This window comes from Alkalicella caledoniensis (genome assembly GCF_014467015.1).
GTDB classification, from domain to species: Bacteria; Bacillota; Proteinivoracia; order Proteinivoracales; family Proteinivoracaceae; genus Alkalicella; species Alkalicella caledoniensis.
This window is the reverse complement of record NZ_CP058559.1, coordinates 1,985,964-2,005,619: the sequence shown is the minus strand read 5'-3', so window position 1 is coordinate 2,005,619 and position 19,656 is coordinate 1,985,964. Positions and strand designations below refer to the sequence as shown.

The following is a 19,656-nucleotide window of genomic DNA, read 5'->3' as shown; positions in this document are numbered from 1 at the left end:
AAATATTTACATTTTTTATCTGAGCTTGACTAACTACGATAAATTTTTAGTCCTTCATGCACTTAAATTTTTCTTGTAGATTTTCTTTTATAAAAGTCCTGTATTTAATATAATTTACATAAAAACCTTTGCAAGTTTTAATCCTGCAAAGGTTCTTCTTTATATACTATTTTTTAAATTTAATAACTATCCACCTATAACAATAAGCCAGGTGAAGTTAACCAAGTGTTTATATTGAAATTTTACACCTTTTTTCTCCACATATTTTTTTAGTTTTTCCACATCCCCATAGAATTCTTCCTCTACTATTTCCCATAGGTCTTCTCTACCCATTGAAATATACTCCTTTCTCTTTGCTTCCCTTTTACTTTCATTAAGGAACATCAAGTCACCTATAACTATCTTCCCGTGGGGTTTTAGGGATTCCAGCATATTATCTATGGCCTTCTCCTTTTCGCCTTGTGTTAGATGATGATATGCAAAGGTAGTTGCTATACAGTCAAATCTAACCCCATTAATATATGTTGCGTCTAAAAAGTTCCCTAATTTTAAACTCATATGTGGGTACTTTTTTTTGCACTGCAAAAGCATCTCCAGACTTTGATCGATGCCAAATACATCACACTTATCTGCATATAGTCCCGTAAGATTTCCCGTGCCGCAGCCCAAGTCTAATATACTCTCTGGATTGGTTGTATCAATTTCCTTGCGTACTTCCCCCATTACCACATGGTAGTCCTCGAAGAGTTTTAGTTCATCGTTATTGCTATGAATGGATTCATCATATTTCCTGGCCCATGCGTCAAAATTCCATTGATCAACCCAATTAACCATTAACCTTTTATTCTTTTCTAATACTCTTTCCATGGTATCGAAGTGAACCTCGTTATTGCTGTTGTCATTTAAAATATCTTCTAAACTATCTTTTAGAGTTTTTTCAATATTTCTTAGTGCTAATATCTTTTTGCTTATTGCCTGTTTTTGAAAGTAAAGACTCCTAGCAAAGTTATCTTCGTCATCAATGTTTTTGTCCAATAAAGTTTTGATCTCTTCTAGGGAAAAACCTAGGTCTTTAAAGAGCATTATCTCCCTAAGCTTTAGTAAGTCTTTATCACTGTAGTCCCTATATCCATTTTCTTTACGCTTAGGAATAACTAAACCCTTTTCCTCGTAGACCCTTAAACCCTTTTGAGTTAGACCTAGCTTATTACACGCTTCCTTTGTATTCATTAAAACCACCTCCACTTAAAGAATAAACCCTGCCCTAGGGGCCGAGTCAAGTGGTTTTATAATATTTTTACTTCTTTCCTAATAACTTTTCAATTTTTGATTGCTGAAATTCATCGCTGAGCATATCCATAAAAATTTCATCATATTCATTTCTTCCGTATATGATACTATTTCTCCGTCTACCTATTTCTTTAAATCCTACCTTCTTTAGTGTTTTTATGGCTGGTTCATTAAAGGAAAAGGTCTCTATCATTATATTTCTATAACTCTATTAGCTCGTTTAGCGATTGTTGGACCATGGGCAACAAAAATTACCGTCCTCTTATCTACTTCACTTATTAAATTGTCTAACAAAATGTTTTCTATTTCTGAGTCGATAGCAGATGTGCCTTCATCTATAAGTAGGATAGATGCCTCCTTTAGTAAGGCTCTGGCTATGGCAATTCTTTGTCTTTGCCCTCCTGATAGGGTAAGACCACGTTCTCCTATTACAGTGTTGTACCCTTGGGGTTGGCTTACTATAAAATCATGGGCACATGCCTTTTTAGTAGCTTTATAAATTTCGTCCATTGTAGCTTTTGGATTACCAATCCTTAAATTATCCAATATTGATCCCTTGAAAAGGTAGGGTTCCTGTGGAACATATGCTACATTATTCCGTAGAATTGACATGTTAGCATTTTTTCCACACCAAAGGATATTTCCAGATTCTAGCGGCATTAGTCCTGTTAATATTTTAGATAGAGTTGATTTACCAGTGCCACTTTGCCCTTCCAATATGACCAGCTCATTTCTCATAATCCTTATATTGAGTCTGGTAAACACTGCCTCTCTATCATTATATGAAAAGCTGCCCTCCTCAATGGCAATTAACTCATCTCCACATATATGAGAGCCTGAACCCTCATACTTCCCTTGTCTCTCTTGTTTCTCCTGGAATAGTTCAAATATGCGGGCAGATTTTGCTATTTGTATCTTTATTCCAAAACCATAGGTTCCAAAGGCCACAAACATCTCTATAATACCTTCTTGTAGCATTATGGCTGCGAATACAGACCCAACGTCTAAGGTCCCCTTGGATATCATATATGCTCCAATACACAGAACTCCAAGAAAATTCAAACTACCAATTATATAGCTTAGTGCATTTCTTTTTATTTCTATAATATTTCTATCATAGGCCTTGCGGGTTACTCTATCCATAATAGAAGTGAAGTCTCTATTTAAGAATTCCTCAAATTTAAATGCCTTTACTACCTTAATACCTCCTAAGGAATCACTAACTAGACTATTCGCTTCTCCTGAGAGCTTACGTACATCATCACTATTTTCTTTTAAGGCCTTTACCCCATAGCTTCTGCTTACAGCAGATATGATTCCTAATATTATAACAGGTGCTGCTATCCGTATATCTAGTATAAATAACATAGCTAGAGCCCCTATACCCTTAAATAAAATCGAAATAATATCATAGGTTTGCTCTTTATAAAAATCAAACAGCTCGTCTATATCCCCTGTTAACCTAGACATTAATTCCCCACTATGTTGTTTAGAAAAGAAATTAAAGGGCATCCCTATAATATGTTTTAAGAGCCTTAGCCTTACACCTAGCAAAGGCTTATGGCTTCTTCCTTCGTAATGATAGCCAGTGATTGGCACCAGAATACTGTATAAAATAAATATTATTATCATAGTTAAAAAACCTTGTATTAAAAGCTCTTTACTTCCCATTTCCACAGCATTGATCATCCATTTCGTTACCCAAGGTAGTGCTAGGTCAAAGGCTGGAACTACAATTGCACAAATAATAACTGATAATAAATATTTCCACTTTTCATTTCCTAGCAAGTTAAAGATCTTTTTTCCATCATTTACGAATTCATTTTTCATACTGCCACCCCACCACTGTCTACTTCTATTTGTTTTCTATATAAACTATGATAAACACCTTTATTATTACTCCACAAGTCTTCATGGGTTCCGCACTCTACAATACTAGCTCCCTGAAGAACATATATACAATCTGCTTTTTTAATAGTTGATAATCGATGGGAGGAAACTAATAAAGTAGATTCCTTAGAGAGACTCAGTAGCATTTTTACAATTTGCTCCTCAGTCTCAGTATCTATTGCTGATGTGGGCTCATCCATTAAAATTAATGGGCTTTTTCTAAAAAATGCTCTAGCAATTGCAATCCGCTGACGCTGACCTCCCGATAGAATCTGCCCACGCTCTCCAACAGGAGTATTGTAAGATTTTGGGAGTTGGCATATGAAGTCATGGGCCTTGGCTGCTATAGCAGCCTCTTGAATTTCCGAAAAACTAGGATTTTCTATGCCAAATGCTATGTTTTCAGCTATGGTGCCTGGAAATAACACATTATCCTGAGATACGTAAGCAATGCCTTTCTCAATATATTCTTCTGCTATCTTTATCTCTCCACTTGTCACAGAATACAACCCACAAATTAAAGATAATATAGTACTTTTTCCTTGGCCACTGGCCCCTGCCAATACATTAAACCCATTCCTTTTGATGGTGAAGTTACAATTCTTTAAAACTGTGTTATCTCCGTAGGCAAAGGTAACATTATTAAAGGATATTGCCTCCTGCTTTGTTTTCCCTATAGGCTTAATTTGAATTTCTGTAAACTCTTCTACATCCATTATCCCTCTAATTCCTTTTAATGCTACACTACCTTGTCTTAATGAATCTATAAAATCTACTACTGCTGACGCTGGTTGAGAAACATATAGAGTTAGTTGGACATATGCTACCAGCTCTCCTACAGTCATTTCCCCATTTAGCGCAAGGAATCCACCAAACAAAATACACATGATCTTCGGCAATTGAAAATTCAATAGCCAAAATGGAAGGGATATTGCATCATACTTCTCAGACTTAAGAATGTAAAACAGAACATCATCAAATGCATTCTTGCACCGTTCAATAACAGAGCTCTCTAGATTAAAAGTCTTTATCTCTGTTATTCCATCAATACACTCTTTGGATAGTTCATTTGCATATCCAATCTTCTCATAATACTTAGTGGCATAGGAAGCACTTTTCTTTGACAACTTGTTTATTATCATTACTACCAAGGGCAGTAATGCATAGCATATGAGATAAAGCTTCCAGTTTATTATCAACATATAAACAGAAACCCCAATAAACATTATAGGTTGAAGCAAAGCGTCTACAAATTTACCTGAAATTAAACTAATAATCTTATTTAGTTCATTATTATATACAGAGATTATAGCCCCTGATGAATGTGATTCTATTTTAGACACTGGCATTTTAAGCAAACTACTAAAAAAATCCTTCCTAATATTAGCAGCAGTTATTGCTCCGAAGTGAGTTTTAAATAGAGCTAGAAAAGAGTTTGCCAATAACCCCACCACAACTATTGCAATTAGCGTAACTATTATAACTAATAGTTGTTCTGTGTCCCTTAATAAGGATACTGTAATTAACTTATCTAAAACACTTGCTCGAAGAATGTTACCACCTGTAATTAACCCAATACACATAATAATTCCTAGCACATGAAAATATCTACCCTTGCCATATTTCCAAAACCATCTAGCAGTAGCAGAAATACTGCTTTTCTTTTTATTCATACACTGTCCCCTCTCGTGGTATAGACTTTGAATCTATTACCTTTTGTTATCAAATACATAGTATCATTGCTGAATTTAATTTTCTTATCCTAATTTGTTATGTTTTTCCACCTTCAGGTTGCTTTCAGGCAAAGTCACTGTCATTTAAAAATGACTTTTCTGATCTAAAATCCCATACTTTCAGGAAAATCATCCTTTTTTGAGTACTAAAAAAGTCGAAACCTAACGGTTACGACTTTTTATTTTCACGGGTATGTAGATATACATGTGCACCTTTTCATAAACCCATGGGTGACATCTTTCGTTGTAAAACTCAAAGTCTGGCTGGCTATCATCAATCTCATAGGGTGAGTTTGGGAACCACTCTTCAAGTATATATTGCCATGTACCTATTACAGATTTCTCAAAATCAGCACTTGATACATCTGGTGATGTAAATACTGCGTAGGTTGCTGGCAAGACATCTAAAGTATACATTTCCTCTAAGGCACTATCAAAATTAGTCACTTCTACACCTAAAATATATGAAAACTCATCTTTCTCTAAGTTAGTACTTGTGCATATTCCATATTCTCCATGCTTAGGGGGATTCTGTGTCTCATATAGTTTGATTTCTTTATCTTCTGTTTCAAATCTATGTAAAAAAGCTGGAATATCCCTACAATGAGCATTGTTATTTAAAGTTGTTTTAAACTCATAACCAACCAATTTAAAGCCATCTCGGCACGTTATTTTAGGTTGCATTACAATGCCACCAGCCTTGCTGTCCTTAAGCCTCTTCAAATTAACTCTCTGGGGGATACCAATAGGAGCATGTATTCTATAAAAATTTGGGGGATATCCAAAGGTTTTTTTGAAGGCCTTGGTAAATCCTGCATGGGTTTCAAAGCCATATGTCATAGCTATATCTATTATCTTCTTACCTTGGCTAAGTTCATAAAGTGCGTACTGGAGCCTTCGTCTTGTTACATATTCCTTTATGGGAACCCCTACATAATTTCTAAATAGTTTATAGTAATGATATGTAGAGAATCCTGCTATTTTTGCTAGATTCTCTACTGTTATTTCTTCAAAAATATTATCATCAATATAGTCTATGGTTTTTTGAATTAAATTTGTATAATCCATTTGGTTCCCCCCCTATACAATATACTAACGCTCCATATCCTTAACCATATCCTTCATTTTCTCTTTGGCATCCGCAGTTATTGTGTCTCCTAGATAGTTAGGATCAGACTCCTGCAATTTTAGTGTTTCCTGTGTTACTCTCTCATTTGCTCGCTGAATTTCTTCCTTTAGCTCCCTAGCTGATAGTAAATGTCCTCCTTGTCCCCGGACTATTATTTGCTGCAAACCGTCTGATGTGGCCACTGTAATTTTATACTTTTTACTATTGTCATGGGTAAACTTTTCAATATACTGGTCTGCCGTCTGGGCCTCTTTTGTATATACTAAGTGGATATTATGGTATTTCATTATCTCTTCACGGTGCCCCTGAACGCGGTATGCATCAAAAACAACGATGATTCGGCATTTTCCAATACCCTGATAATTACTTAAAGTATCAATCAACTTGGTTCTTGCTGCATCCATATTGTAATCAGCAAGCTCTTTTAGTTCTGGCCATGCGTAGATAATATTGTAGCCGTCAATGAGGAGAAATTTTTCCCTGGGTTCCTCTTCCCTGCTAACAATAACTTGACTGACAGGTCTTTGGTAGCCTCCACTTGCTTCCCTTTTTCTTTTCCAAACTGATTTTCTCCCTTGATTAGCATAAAAAGTTTTATCAAAAATTTGATCAATCTCATCATTGCTAATAAAGTTCTCATCTTTATATCTAGCCTTATGAAGAAACGACTTTTCACTATGATTTCTTTCTTCTTGGAGATAGCCCTCTAAATGCATATATTTCTTAACTTCATCCCACTGGACTATAAATCCTGTTCCTTGAGCACAGAAGACAGAACTAGTGGGATTTTCTATATCTCTATCAGGATTATATCCTATTTTTTCTATGATTTCTTCGCTATTTAGACAAGCTTCATACCCCTTTAAGCTACAAAAAAGTCTACCATAACCTTTAGTGTAAGCAACTACTTCCTTTTGATAGTTTCTCATGCCACTAACGGGGGCAATTCCCACAAGCACCGCCATTTCACCGTCTGTTTGGAATATTTCACTGCTTCCTTTCATCTTATCTATATCGGTCATGGCCCTTCCTATCATATTTTCAGGCAGTTCTAACCTGAAAGAGTAGTAGGGTTCCAATAAAACCGATTGTGCCTCCATTAAGCCTTGTCGCAGAGCGCGCCAAGTAGCCTCTCTAAAATCACCGCCATCGGTATGTTTGTTATGGGCCTTACCGCTGACTAGGGTAATCTTCATATCTGTTATTTCAGATCCCGTTAGAACACCTATATGGGCTTTTTCCTTCAGATGCTGTAACACAAGTCTCTGCCAACTTTTACCGAGAATATCCTCGCTACAGTTACTTCCAAAGACTAAGCCACTTCCCCGTTCACCAGGTTCTAAAAAAAGGTGTACCTCCGCATAGTGTCTCAAAGGTTCGAAATGCCCCACACCCTCTACAGTATTGGCAATGGTCTCTTTGTATATAATTCCTCCCTCATCGAATTCTACATAAACATCAAAACGCTCTTGAATCAAACTTTGCAGGATTTCAAGCTGCACCTCCCCCATGACTCGAATATGAATCTCCTGTAATTTTTCATCCCAAAGGATGTTTAGCTCAGGTTCCTCTTCTTCAATCTGACGCAGCCTTGGAAGCATAACCCTTGGATCATAGCCCTCTGGCAGTATCATTCGATAGGAGAGTACAGGTTCAAGTATTGGAGCATAGGATTCTTCCTCTACCCCCAAGGTCTCTCCCGGTGCAGCCTGGCTCAGTCCTGTCACTGCACATACCGTTCCCCCTGCCACTTCAGTTACTGCCTCGTACTTCTCTCCTGAATAAAGACGGATCTGGTTCACTTTCTCTTCCCAATTCTCATTTTTTAAAACATCCCTAACTTTGAGGATGCCACCGGTAACCTTTAAGTGTGTAAGACGGTTCCCTTGATTGTCCCGTGTAACTTTAAATATCTTAGCTCCGAACTCACTGGGATAGGAAGGAGTAATAACATGCTCAACTATACATCTCATCATTTCCTCGATACCTTCTAGTTTTAAAGCTGACCCGAAGGTACATGGAAAAACTTTTCTCTCTTTAATGCTTTCTCTTATATGGACAGTTCCTATGGTACCCGTATCAAGGAAGGTTCCCATCATACCTTCATCACACATAGCCAGTTGGTCATAAAAACTTTCTGTTTGGTCCTGCCCAAAGTCAATACATCCATCACTGAGCTGATTTTTTATTTCCCTGATCAAATTATCCTTACTTACACCAGGCTGGTCCATTTTGTTCACAAAAATAAAAACAGGAATATTATATAACTCTAGTAGCATCCACAGAGTCTTTGTATGTCCCTGTACACCATCAGCGGCACTGACTACTAAAATAGCATAATCCAATACCTGCAGGGTCCTTTCCATTTCCGCAGAAAAATCCACATGCCCTGGGGTATCCAGCAGAGTGACCTGAGTTTCACCCAATTCCAGTATGGCCTGCTTGGAGAAAATAGTAATGCCCCTTTCCTTCTCCAGCTCATATGTATCTAGATACGCATTTTTGTTGTCAACCCGCCCTAGTTTTCCGATTTTACCGCTGAGATAAAGCATCCCCTCTGATAAGGTAGTTTTACCTGCATCAACATGGGCCAATATACCTATCACTATTTTTTTCATGTTTATCAATCCTTTTTTACATAAGCTTATATTCTTGTCACCTTTGTGGAATCTACTTTTTTAACTAGTTATGATTTCTATAATATATAATTATACCATATCTTTCTATGGCTGCTTATCTTCTGTTTATATATAGCGTTTAAGGATATTAAGGGGATTTTATAATCTTTTTTTAAAGGCAACCATTTCAAATTGAAGTGGTTGCCTTTGTAAAATACTATATTTATTTTTTCTTTGTATTTGTAATAATCTAAGGGAGCAAAAAGAGCTTTAGAAGTCAGCTGATTTAGGTGTTCTCGGGAAAGAAACAACATCCCTAATATTAGCCATTCCCGTTAAGTACATAATAGCCCTTTCAAAACCTAAACCATATCCTGAGTGTCTTGTACTACCATATTTTCTAAGTTCTAAATACCACCAGTATTCTTCTTTATCAAGATCCATGGCATCCATTCTCTCTTCTAGTAATTCTAGCTTATCTTCCCTCTGGCTTCCTCCAATAATTTCACCAACTCCTGGAACCAAAAGATCCATAGCTGCCACAGTTTTACCATCTTCATTAAGTTTCATATAGAAAGCTTTGATATCCTTAGGATAGTCTGTTACAAACACAGGCTTTTTAAATATCTTTTCTGTTAGATATCTTTCATGCTCTGTTTGAAGGTCACAACCCCATTCCACAGGGTATTCGAAGTTTTCTTTACATTCTTTAAGAAGTTCTATGGCTTTTGTATAAGTCACTCTACCAAAATCTGAACTTACTACGCCCTTTAATCTATCTAATAAACCTTTATCAACAAATTTGTTAAAGAAATCCATTTCTTCCGGCGCATTCTCTAATACATAATTGATGATATACTTTAACATTTCTTCAGCTAATTCCATGTTATCATTCAAGTCAGCAAATGCCATCTCAGGCTCAATCATCCAAAACTCAGAGGCATGCCTAGCGGTGTGGGAGTTTTCTGCCCTAAATGTTGGTCCGAATGTGTATATATTTCTAAATGCCAATGCATAGGCTTCTCCTTGCAATTGGCCACTAACTGTTAAGCTAGTTTCCTTTCCAAAGAAGTCTTTAGTAAAATCCACTTCGCCTTTTTCATCCACTGGTGGCTTCTTAGGATCTAATGTTGTAATCCTAAACATCTCACCTGCTCCCTCTGCATCACTTCCTGTGATAATAGGTGTATGTGTATATACAAATCCTTTTTCCTGAAAGAACTGATGCACAGCAAATGCTGCTAGGGATCTAATTCTAAATACTGCTGAGAAAGTGTTACTTCTAGGTCTTAGGTGAGCAATCTCCCTTAGGTATTCAAATGAATGTCTTTTTTTCTGTAGAGGGTACTCATTACTTGATTTACCTTCCACAGTAATATTTATTGCTTTAATTTCAAAGGGTTGCTTTGCGTCAGGTGTAATCACTAGCTTCCCTTCTACCCTAACAGATGTACTGATAGAAAGCTTTGCAATTTCACTAAAATTTGCGAGACTTTCTTCAAACACAACCTGAAGATTGTTAAAAAAAGTTCCATCATTTACTTCAATGAATCCAAATGCTTTTGATGCCCTAAGTGTTCTTATCCATCCTTCTATTACCACCGTTTGGTCTGCGTACTTTTCTACATTTCTATAGATATCTTTGATATATACAGACTTCATAACTATTCCTCCTTTTTCTTATATATATAAATAAAAAAGCCCTCATCCCTAAATAAAGGGACGAAGGCTATATCTCCGCGGTACCACCCTAATTGTCATATATATGACCGGCTCCGTAACAGTAAAAACATATACTGTCCACTTAATAACGGTGTGGATCCGTCTAAGTCTACTTGCAAAAGCTTTCGATTAGAAACTCCGAGATGTTCTTCAATACAGGCTTCATACCGGTCTTTCACCATCACCGACTCGCTAAAATTACTTCCCATATCTACTCTTCTCTTCATAGTCTTTTTTATGGTAAATTTCTATATTACAAATATTATATTCATAATCATATAAAATGTCAAAGACATTACAATATATTCTGCTATATTTATGATTCATATATGATAATGTCTAGTTATACCACAAAAGATTATGTCCTAAAAGTGATTCATATATTATAATACCCTCATGACTATAAAAATGAGGTGGACAAGATGAGAAAGGTGATATTAACTATGGATGAGAATCAGAAATATGAAATAATTAAAAAGTTGGTAGAAACTAATGGCAACAAGAAAACTGCAGCCCTTAAAATCGGGTGTACACCTAGGCATATCAGTAGGCTAATCAAAGGGTATAAAGAAAAAGGTAAAGCTTTTTTCATTCATGGAAACCGTGGTAGGCAACCTTCAATAACCTTATCTGAAGATACCAAGAAGTTAATCTTAGACTTATACCGCACTAAGTATTATGATTGTAATCTAACCCATTTTTCAGAGCTTCTTAATGAGATGGAAGACATCAAAGTATCTGTCGGTACCATTACTTCTATTCTTAGGAAAGAGTTCATCCTTTCGCCAATGGCAACACGATCTTCTAGGAAAGCATTGAAGAAAGAACTAAAGGATCTTCAAGCTAAAACTAAATCTATGAAGAAGGCAGCTGTCATTCAAAGCTCCATTTTAGATATAGAGGACTCTCATCCTAGGCGTCCTAGGTGTGCTTACTTTGGAGAAATGCTCCAAATGGACGCTTCCATGCATGAGTGGTTTGGTGGCATAAAAACACACCTTCATGTAGCAATCGATGATGCCACAGGGCAAATGTTAGGCGCTTACTTTGATGAGCAGGAAACGTTAAAAGGCTACTACAATGTTCTTAATCAGGTCCTAACTAACTATGGAATCCCTTATCAGTTTTTTACAGATAATCGCACTGTATTTGAGTATAAAAGAAAATACGAAAAGAAAAAAGAAGCTTCAGTTGAAAAAGATACATTTACTCAGTTCGGATATGCATGTAAGCAGTTAGGAATCGACATTCAGACATCTAGCGTTCCACAAGCAAAAGGGCGGGTTGAAAGAGTATTTGGCACTCTTCAATCCCGCCTAGTCGTAGAGCTACGCTTGAGAGGTGTCTCCTCAATTGAGGAGGCAAACAAATTCCTTTACTCCTACATAAAAAAATTCAACAAGCGATTCGCTTTACCTATTGATAGTATCAAATCTGTGTTCGAAACGCAACCAGATAATGATAAAATCAATCTAACACTGGCGGTAATTTCTTCTAGAAAAATTGATAATGGGAGTTGTATTAAATATCATAATGAGTATTATCTGCCTGTTAATGCTTATGGAGTTGCAGTGCATTACCGTAAGGGTACTACAGCTATGGTCATTAAAGCCTTTGATGGGGACATTTACTGCTGTATTGGTGAACAGGTTTATTTGCTTGAGTTGCTACCACATCATAAACCCTCTTCAAAAGCATTTGATCTAGCAACTCTTCCTGAGAAACCTAAGAAAAAATATATTCCTCCAATGAGTCACCCATGGAAACAGGCATCATTTGAAAGATATTTAAAAAAGCAATTACATAGGAACAACATAGCTTAGCAAGAATCTTAGAAATCACTAGGTTTATTAAAGTTACGCAAAAACAAGGTGCATTCTAGGCACTGCCTTTTTGTTTTACGGCGAGTACAAAGTCCTACCATCATACTGTTCATTTTGAATGTCAGCCGAAGCTGAAGCATCGGCTACAACTGTCTTTTGTGAAAGCCATGAACAACAACAGATTGTCGCAGTATTAAAAGTTAATAGCATAACTATTCTGAAAAGTGTTTTTAGAATTTAGCACCAGAAATCTGGTGCTTATGTTAAGACTTTTTTAGGACATTTTCAAAAATGGTTGACAAGACATTACAATATATTCTGCTATATTATAACCTAAAATTTATGATACTATACATAAATCAAAAAGTAGTCTAATCACTGCTTACTGTTTTTAAGTTATTTCCTTAAAATCTTATCCATGGCTTTACCCTTTGCTAATTCATCGATCAGCTTATCCAAATATCGGATTTCTCGCATAGTCGGTTCTTCGATATCTTCCACTCTAACACCGCAGACAACACCTTTGATCAAAGCCCTGGAAGGATTCAGTTGGGGTGCTTCCTCCAAGAAGGTTTCAAAATCTGTCTGTTTTTTCAGTTGAGCCTCTAATTCTTCCTGACTATATCCAGTCAACCAAAGGATGATTTCATCCACTTCTGATTTCGTACGCCCTTTTCTTTCCGCCTTGGCAACATAAAGGGGATAGACTTTTGCGAAACTCATTTCATAGATTTTATGTTTACTCATTGTAGACCCTCGCTTATAAATGTTTATTTTAATTGTATCACAAAAGTAATATGTTTCAAAAGCAAAGTTTAAACCCCTGATAACAATGCACCTAAGACTAGAAAAAATAAAATCATTAAACTCTCTTCCACAAAAACACCCCCATTACTTTATATATAATAGTATTCGGTTTGTGATGAAAAATTTCCTTCTATTCGTCTAGTCGTTATCTATAGACTTTTTTACTATTACTTATTTTATAGGAGGAACCCTTTCTAGATACTAAAAAAGGGTTAACAATCAAGCTGATTGTTAACCCTTTAAGTCCTTATTGAAGTGCGCCGTTACTTGTGGTACGGTTCTCCGTAAAGGTATAATTGCGGCTTTTTAAAACTATTCAATTTCAAATGCAAATATTAATAGCAATTTTCCTTATAATATTTCTATATATCCTTCGTTTCCATTTATTCGAATCCTTTGACCATCTTGTATTAACTTAGTAGCATTTTCTACACCAACCACTCCAGGTATTCCATATTCTCTAGCAATAACAGAGCCATGAGTTGTAAGTCCTCCTACCTCAGTAACTAAACCTTTAACGGATACAAACAATGAGGTCCAGCTCGGGTCAGTAAAGGTTGTAACTAAAATGTCACCATCTTCTATCATGGCATTTTCCAACTTTAAAACAACTCTTGCCCTGCCTTCAATAATACCTGATGATATAGGAACCCCTTCCAAGGCACCCTTTGGAGTGTTACCTGTGTTGTATTCTCCCGTTACAATCTCGCCTTCTGAGGTCATCACCCTAGGCGGTGTCAATTTTTCGTATATCTCGTATTCCTTTTTTCGCTTGATAACAATACTGTAATCCAATTGTCTAGTTCTTATTAACTCATGAAGTTCTTCAAAGTATGGATAATAAATATCCTCCTTCTCTTTTATAACCCCCTCATGCACAAGAATTTCAGCTTCCTTCATAAGAGCATTCTTATAAATTGCAAACCTTTTAATAAAAGAATACTTAGGATATTCCCTAAACCCTATGAAATTACGCAGCAAACTTATCATCTTTCTTGCCTTTTTCGCCTTACCCTTTCCTCCAGGCAGTTGCTCCAAACGATTTAAAATTTCTTTTTGCTTTTTATCTGCCTCCAAAATACCCCTGCTCAAATATTTCGCTGCTTGAACCTACGAAACTATTAATATTACTGAAGATCATGGGTATGAGCAATGTTGGATTTTCACTCCAACGAGATTTTGTAATATCAATTTCTCCAGGACAACGCATTCCATATTTCTTAAGATATTCCTTAATTGCATTACTTACTACATCTCCACCTCTAAGTTTTTCTAAATCTTTAAAGAAAGTATCATTGTTGGCATTCTTAAAATATTCTATGACCTCAGGATACTGTCGGACAACAACAGCTACATCCAGTAGCTCTAGACCCATATCAGAAGTTATATTATTTTTTACAGATTTGGAGAGCACATCGGAAGCATTCTTCTCTCCCAACCAACTTTCCATCTTGTTATTAATCCACCCCGGTACAAGGGTAGCAATAGCAAGCATACTCATATTCTTAGAACTTAGCAGTGTTGATTTTAATTCCTTTGTATCTTTCTGGATGAATCGCATCAATTCATCTCCTGATAAACGATTTATATTTTTCTCCAGTTCTGATACAAGTCCTTCATTATACGAGATAAGCTCCTCTATAAGAGCCTTATCATTAGTTTTATATATTTTAAGGGCAGGAATTACCCATGAAAAGAAAATGCTTGGGCCAGCACTGATGTAGCTTTTCCCACGAGGTAGCGCCTTGATGAAATCCTTACGCTCAGTCAGCTTTAAAAGAGCATTCTTCATAAGAATATCGGTTTTGCCTAGGGAACTAATCATACTCTTTCTTCTTATTGGTGATGCTAAATCATGGGTTCCATCCATAAACAGCCTTCCCCCTGCTTCTACCAAATTCTCTCCAAACCAAAAGGACAACATCCTACAAAAAGATATACCTAATGGTTTGATATCTTCTGTCATCATCTGCACATGACCCATTGAACCATACACTCTAAGTTTTTCATCACTATCTGGTACAGGGTATAAGGTGGTGATAGGGCGGCTCTGGACAATAAAGAATTTTGAATTATATAGGCACCATTCTATATCTTGAGGATTGTCAAAGTACTTTTCTATTTGCCTTCCTATATCATTCAGTTCTAAAATCTGCTGGTCCGTTAGAGTTTGTATACCCTGCTTATTCTCATCAACTTCTCGTTCCTGTGTCCCCCCAATTTCTAAGGAATATATTTCTAACTTCTTGCTAGCTATTGTCTTGTTGGTTATACTTTTTTCTCTAACCTTATAATTATCTGCATTAACCAGTCCTGAAACCAGAGCCTCTCCAAGTCCAAAGCTTGCATCTATGGATAGAACCTTTCTGTTTCCTGTAATGGGTTCAGCTGTAAACATAATACCGGAAGCCTGAGGAAAAATCATTTGCTGAATTATAACAGATATATATACATTACGATGTTCAAATCCTTTTTTCATACGGTAAGTTACAGCACGTTCAGTAAATAAGGATGCCCAACACTTTCTTATATGTTCCAAAATAGAATCTAATCCTCTTATATTTAGAAAGGTATCCTGCTGTCCAGCAAAGGATGCCAGTGGCAAGTCTTCTGCAGTGGCACTGGAGCGTATTGCATAGAAATTATCCTCTCCAAGTTTTGTAACACTTAGACGAATAGCTTCTTCCACATCCTTAGGAACCTCAGTTCTTTCGATAGTCCTACGAATTTCCCTACTAATATGTGTAATTTTCTCATTATTACTTTCCTTTAGACTAGATAAGTGATCAAATAAAGTATTTAATTCCTTATTTCCTTCAACAATTCTTTTATAGACCTCAGTAGTAACACAAATCCCCTTAGGCACTTGTATTCCTTGAATTTTTGATAGTTCCCCTAAGTTAGCTCCTTTACCTCCCACTTCAGGTAAATTTGAACCGTTTATTTCTTCAAATGACAATATATACTTTTTCATAATAAATATCACCTTCCTATTTAATTTATTCTGCTAAAAATTCTTTTTGAAAAAAATGATATCACAGTTGCTATCAGCGATGTCCCCAATACAACTAGCCAGGGTTCAGTATAAAACTGTTGATATAACATACCATATATAGCTTGTCCAATGGGTTGGGCACTTGTTACGATTGCCATCAAGAATGAAATTACTTTGCCTACAATTTCTACAGGAGTATTTCCTTGCACAAAGACCAACATTTGTATGTTAAACAGTGTTGAATTAATCATTATTAATGCTCCCATTATGACAATTACAAAGTAACTTGCAAGTGGGGATACTTGAAGCATTAGAGCGATCCCCATTGGTATGGTTGCTAATGAACAAGCAAGCATCAGCAGATAAGCATACTTAATCTTCAATCTTTTACCAAACAAACCTGCGGCTACTCCTCCAATTAAGCCACCCGAGGCTAATACTCCTTGGGATGCGCCGTATAATTGGCTACTCATACCCAAAATCTGTGTTATTATTACTGGTAAGCCAATAATAATCATAGAACTCAAAAACATATTGAAGAAAAAAACAAGCATGATAACTCTTGTCATTATAGGCTTTTCCTTAAGAATAAAATATGAGCTATGCTTCATGTCATTTTTGACAATAGACCATATACTTCCACCATCCTTTCGAGGTGTATGTGGAATACGCATGAACAACTCCAACACTGCACTGAAAGCAAAACAAACGCAGCTCACAACTAAAACATATGACAATCCGTATGTTCCATATAATATCCCCCCAATGACTGGGCCAAGGAGACTGGATAGTGATGTAATAAGATTAACCACAGCGTTGGCAGAAACAAGCTGTTCCTTCTGAAATAAAAGTGGCAGACTGGCCTGTACAGATGGATTATATGCCGCCTGTATGCTGTACAGCATCATTAACATAATCACAACGAGAATTACAGTGTTAAACAAGCTATTAAGAATGATAGCCCCCAAGGTCAGTGCTGCTGTAAATAAGTCTAAGGCAACCATAATCCGTTGTTTGTTAATTCGATCTGCAAGTATACCACCGATAGGCGATATGATGACCATGGGGAGAAATGCGCTGGCAGAAATGATGCCAAACAATGCAGCAGAACCACTTTTGTCTAGGATGTATAGTGGTAAGGCAAGACGTAAAATGGCATTGCCAAAGAGTGAAATAATCTGGCCAATGACTAATAAAATAAAATCTTTTTTGAACAATTTAACCCTGTGAGTAGACTTACCCTTTACTAAAAACTCATTTTTTAAATTTTCCATATAACTAGCATCCCTCCAATATTGATACCAACCGTTGGTATGTTTAATAGCAAAATAAACTGCCCTATGTATGGGCAGGTGTTTTGTTACTTTTTTTCGCTATACATCCGACATAATTCCACAATACGTTCTTCCATTTGATTATCAAGGAGATTTATACTAAGTCCTAAACTATGCAAAATCTGCTGAAAAAATCTAAATCTATTTAGTATGGACTCTGACTCAGCATAAAATATCATTGGGTTCAACCATATATTGAGAAGCATTGAAATGACCTCCGCCAGTTCTTGTGGATAATCAGTCTGTATAGAACCATCTATGACTCCCTGGTCTATTATGGGCTTCACATAATTAGGAATGGTTTCCTTTATAATTCCTTGCATTTGTAGTGCCAATATTTTCGGATTACTTAACACGTCAGGTGCAGCTTTAAAGGCATCATTTTCAGTAGAACTATTAATTGAAATACGAAATAGTTTGCCTAGTTTATCAAGACCAGAAATATTATTATCATCTCTAATGATCTTTAATACTTTAGCATCGTAATTGCTGTACATACGCTGGGCCACTGCCATCAGAATATCTTCCTTAGATTTAAAATGATGGTAGATTGCCCCCTTAGTCAATCCGCCAAGGTTATCAATAATGTTCTGGATAGAGGTGTTTTCATAGCCTTGTTCCAAAAACAGTTCCCATGAAACGTCTAGAATCCGTTTTACTGTCTCCTCAGGATATTTATTTCTTGCCATGATTACTACATCTCCTTCCATACATACTAACAGTATGTATATAGAATAACTAACATTTCTCCTTTTGTCAAGAACATAATTATTTCTTTATTACTTCACTATGATTCATATATGATAATGTCTAGTTATACCACAAAAGATTATGTCCTAAAAGTGATTCATATATTATAATACCCTCATGACTATAAAAATGAGGTGGACAAGATGAGAAAGGTGATATTAACTATGGATGAGAATCAGAAATATGAAATAATTAAAAAGTTGGTAGAAACTAATGGCAACAAGAAAACTGCAGCCCTTAAAATCGGGTGTACACCTAGGCATATCAGTAGGCTAATCAAAGGGTATAAAGAAAAAGGTAAAGCTTTTTTCATTCATGGAAACCGTGGTAGGCAACCTTCAATAACCTTATCTGAAGATACCAAGAAGTTAATCTTAGACTTATACCGCACTAAGTATTATGATTGTAATCTAACCCATTTTTCAGAGCTTCTTAATGAGATGGAAGACATCAAAGTATCTGTCGGTACCATTACTTCTATTCTTAGGAAAGAGTTCATCCTTTCGCCAATGGCAACACGATCTTCTAGGAAAGCATTGAAGAAAGAACTAAAGGATCTTCAAGCTAAAACTAAATCTATGAAGAAGGCAGCTGTCATTCAAAGCTCCATTTTAGATATAGAGGACTCTCATCCTAGGCGTCCTAGGTGTGCTTACTTTGGAGAAATGCTCCAAATGGACGCTTCCATGCATGAGTGGTTTGGTGGCATAAAAACACACCTTCATGTAGCAATCGATGATGCCACAGGGCAAATGTTAGGCGCTTACTTTGATGAGCAGGAAACGTTAAAAGGCTACTACAATGTTCTTAATCAGGTCCTAACTAACTATGGAATCCCTTATCAGTTTTTTACAGATAATCGCACTGTATTTGAGTATAAAAGAAAATACGAAAAGAAAAAAGAAGCTTCAGTTGAAAAAGATACATTTACTCAGTTCGGATATGCATGTAAGCAGTTAGGAATCGACATTCAGACATCTAGCGTTCCACAAGCAAAAGGGCGGGTTGAAAGAGTATTTGGCACTCTTCAATCCCGCCTAGTCGTAGAGCTACGCTTGAGAGGTGTCTCCTCAATTGAGGAGGCAAACAAATTCCTTTACTCCTACATAAAAAAATTCAACAAGCGATTCGCTTTACCTATTGATAGTATCAAATCTGTGTTCGAAACGCAACCAGATAATGATAAAATCAATCTAACACTGGCGGTAATTTCTTCTAGAAAAATTGATAATGGGAGTTGTATTAAATATCATAATGAGTATTATCTGCCTGTTAATGCTTATGGAGTTGCAGTGCATTACCGTAAGGGTACTACAGCTATGGTCATTAAAGCCTTTGATGGGGACATTTACTGCTGTATTGGTGAACAGGTTTATTTGCTTGAGTTGCTACCACATCATAAACCCTCTTCAAAAGCATTTGATCTAGCAACTCTTCCTGAGAAACCTAAGAAAAAATATATTCCTCCAATGAGTCACCCATGGAAACAGGCATCATTTGAAAGATATTTAAAAAAGCAATTACATAGGAACAACATAGCTTAGCAAGAATCTTAGAAATCACTA

12 protein-coding genes, 1 pseudogene and 1 other annotated feature are annotated in these 19,656 nt (G+C 36.3%); of the genes and pseudogenes, 2 read left to right on the top strand and 11 right to left on the bottom strand.

Annotated elements, in window-relative coordinates; genetic code table 11:
• Positions 1 to 186: 186 nt before the first annotated feature.
• The 7 genes from HYG86_RS09960 to asnS all read right to left on the bottom strand — a co-directional run bounded on the left by HYG86_RS09960 (position 187) and on the right by asnS (position 10,322).
• The gene (locus tag HYG86_RS09960; protein ID WP_213165430.1) at positions 187 to 1,230 is read right to left on the bottom strand and encodes a MerR family transcriptional regulator; all 1,044 of its coding nucleotides are present in this window, start codon (positions 1,228 to 1,230) and stop codon (positions 187 to 189) included.
• Positions 1,231 to 1,297: 67 nt separating this feature from the next.
• A complete protein-coding gene (locus HYG86_RS09955; RefSeq protein WP_213165429.1) occupies positions 1,298 to 1,483 on the bottom strand; it encodes a GNAT family N-acetyltransferase in 186 nt (61 codons plus the stop codon).
• Positions 1,483 to 3,120, bottom strand: a complete 1,638-nt coding sequence (locus HYG86_RS09950) for an ABC transporter ATP-binding protein (RefSeq protein ID WP_213165428.1) — start codon at positions 3,118 to 3,120, stop codon at positions 1,483 to 1,485. The genes HYG86_RS09955 and HYG86_RS09950 overlap by 1 nt, the downstream gene beginning before the upstream one ends.
• Entirely contained in the window at positions 3,117 to 4,853 is a 1,737-nt protein-coding gene (locus tag HYG86_RS09945; protein ID WP_213165427.1) for an ABC transporter ATP-binding protein, read from the bottom strand. The genes HYG86_RS09950 and HYG86_RS09945 overlap by 4 nt, the downstream gene beginning before the upstream one ends.
• A gap of 222 nt (positions 4,854 to 5,075) precedes the next feature.
• Positions 5,076 to 5,981 (bottom strand): AraC family transcriptional regulator, encoded by a 906-nt coding sequence (locus tag HYG86_RS09940; protein ID WP_213165426.1) that lies wholly within the window; start codon positions 5,979 to 5,981, stop codon positions 5,076 to 5,078.
• 24 nt (positions 5,982 to 6,005) lie between these two features.
• On the bottom strand, positions 6,006 to 8,660 hold the full coding sequence (locus HYG86_RS09935; protein WP_213165425.1) for a translation factor GTPase family protein: 2,655 nt from the start codon (positions 8,658 to 8,660) through the stop codon (positions 6,006 to 6,008).
• A gap of 270 nt (positions 8,661 to 8,930) precedes the next feature.
• Positions 8,931 to 10,322 carry an asparagine--tRNA ligase gene (asnS, locus tag HYG86_RS09930; RefSeq protein ID WP_213165424.1) on the bottom strand — a complete coding sequence of 464 codons (1,392 nt, stop codon included), beginning with the start codon at positions 10,320 to 10,322 and terminating at the stop codon, positions 8,931 to 8,933.
• A gap of 53 nt (positions 10,323 to 10,375) precedes the next feature.
• Positions 10,376 to 10,618, bottom strand: a binding site (T-box leader).
• Between the two features lie 207 nt (positions 10,619 to 10,825).
• Here asnS and HYG86_RS09925 point away from each other — a divergent pair.
• A complete protein-coding gene (locus tag HYG86_RS09925; protein ID WP_213169124.1) occupies positions 10,826 to 12,205 on the top strand; it encodes an ISNCY family transposase in 1,380 nt (459 codons plus the stop codon).
• A gap of 396 nt (positions 12,206 to 12,601) precedes the next feature.
• Here the strand turns inward: HYG86_RS09925 and HYG86_RS09920 are convergent, their stop codons facing one another.
• The 4 genes and pseudogenes from HYG86_RS09920 to HYG86_RS09905 form a co-directional block, all read right to left on the bottom strand.
• The gene (locus tag HYG86_RS09920) at positions 12,602 to 12,952 is read right to left on the bottom strand and encodes a DUF2200 domain-containing protein (RefSeq protein ID WP_213165423.1); all 351 of its coding nucleotides are present in this window, start codon (positions 12,950 to 12,952) and stop codon (positions 12,602 to 12,604) included.
• Positions 12,953 to 13,363: 411 nt separating this feature from the next.
• Positions 13,364 to 15,986 (bottom strand): annotated as a pseudogene (gene ppsA / locus HYG86_RS09915) (phosphoenolpyruvate synthase).
• Positions 15,987 to 16,006: 20 nt separating this feature from the next.
• Positions 16,007 to 17,281 (bottom strand): MFS transporter, encoded by a 1,275-nt coding sequence (locus HYG86_RS09910; protein ID WP_213165422.1) that lies wholly within the window; start codon positions 17,279 to 17,281, stop codon positions 16,007 to 16,009.
• A gap of 86 nt (positions 17,282 to 17,367) precedes the next feature.
• Positions 17,368 to 18,051 (bottom strand): TetR/AcrR family transcriptional regulator, encoded by a 684-nt coding sequence (locus tag HYG86_RS09905; RefSeq protein ID WP_246451734.1) that lies wholly within the window; start codon positions 18,049 to 18,051, stop codon positions 17,368 to 17,370.
• 204 nt (positions 18,052 to 18,255) lie between these two features.
• Here HYG86_RS09905 and HYG86_RS09900 point away from each other — a divergent pair, with 204 nt between their 5' ends.
• Positions 18,256 to 19,635 carry an ISNCY family transposase gene (locus tag HYG86_RS09900; protein ID WP_213169124.1) on the top strand — a complete coding sequence of 460 codons (1,380 nt, stop codon included), beginning with the start codon at positions 18,256 to 18,258 and terminating at the stop codon, positions 19,633 to 19,635.
• Positions 19,636 to 19,656: the final 21 nt, after the last annotated feature.

Bases quoted from the DNA above. Each gene is read 5' to 3' on its own strand.
- HYG86_RS09960 (WP_213165430.1), bottom strand. From the start codon at position 1,230: ATGAATACAAAGGAAGCGTGTAATAAGCTAGGTCTAACTCAAAAGGGT.
- HYG86_RS09940 (WP_213165426.1), bottom strand. From the start codon at position 5,981: ATGGATTATACAAATTTAATTCAAAAAACCATAGACTATATTGATGAT.
- HYG86_RS09945 (WP_213165427.1), bottom strand. From the start codon at position 4,853: ATGAATAAAAAGAAAAGCAGTATTTCTGCTACTGCTAGATGGTTTTGG.
- HYG86_RS09925 (WP_213169124.1), top strand. From the start codon at position 10,826: ATGGATGAGAATCAGAAATATGAAATAATTAAAAAGTTGGTAGAAACT.
- HYG86_RS09935 (WP_213165425.1), bottom strand. From the start codon at position 8,660: ATGAAAAAAATAGTGATAGGTATATTGGCCCATGTTGATGCAGGTAAA.
- asnS (WP_213165424.1), bottom strand. From the start codon at position 10,322: ATGAAGTCTGTATATATCAAAGATATCTATAGAAATGTAGAAAAGTAC.
- HYG86_RS09900 (WP_213169124.1), top strand. From the start codon at position 18,256: ATGGATGAGAATCAGAAATATGAAATAATTAAAAAGTTGGTAGAAACT.
- HYG86_RS09955 (WP_213165429.1), bottom strand. From the start codon at position 1,483: ATGATAGAGACCTTTTCCTTTAATGAACCAGCCATAAAAACACTAAAG.
- HYG86_RS09905 (WP_246451734.1), bottom strand. From the start codon at position 18,051: ATGGAAGGAGATGTAGTAATCATGGCAAGAAATAAATATCCTGAGGAG.
- HYG86_RS09950 (WP_213165428.1), bottom strand. From the start codon at position 3,120: ATGAAAAATGAATTCGTAAATGATGGAAAAAAGATCTTTAACTTGCTA.
- HYG86_RS09920 (WP_213165423.1), bottom strand. From the start codon at position 12,952: ATGAGTAAACATAAAATCTATGAAATGAGTTTCGCAAAAGTCTATCCC.
- HYG86_RS09910 (WP_213165422.1), bottom strand. From the start codon at position 17,281: ATGGAAAATTTAAAAAATGAGTTTTTAGTAAAGGGTAAGTCTACTCAC.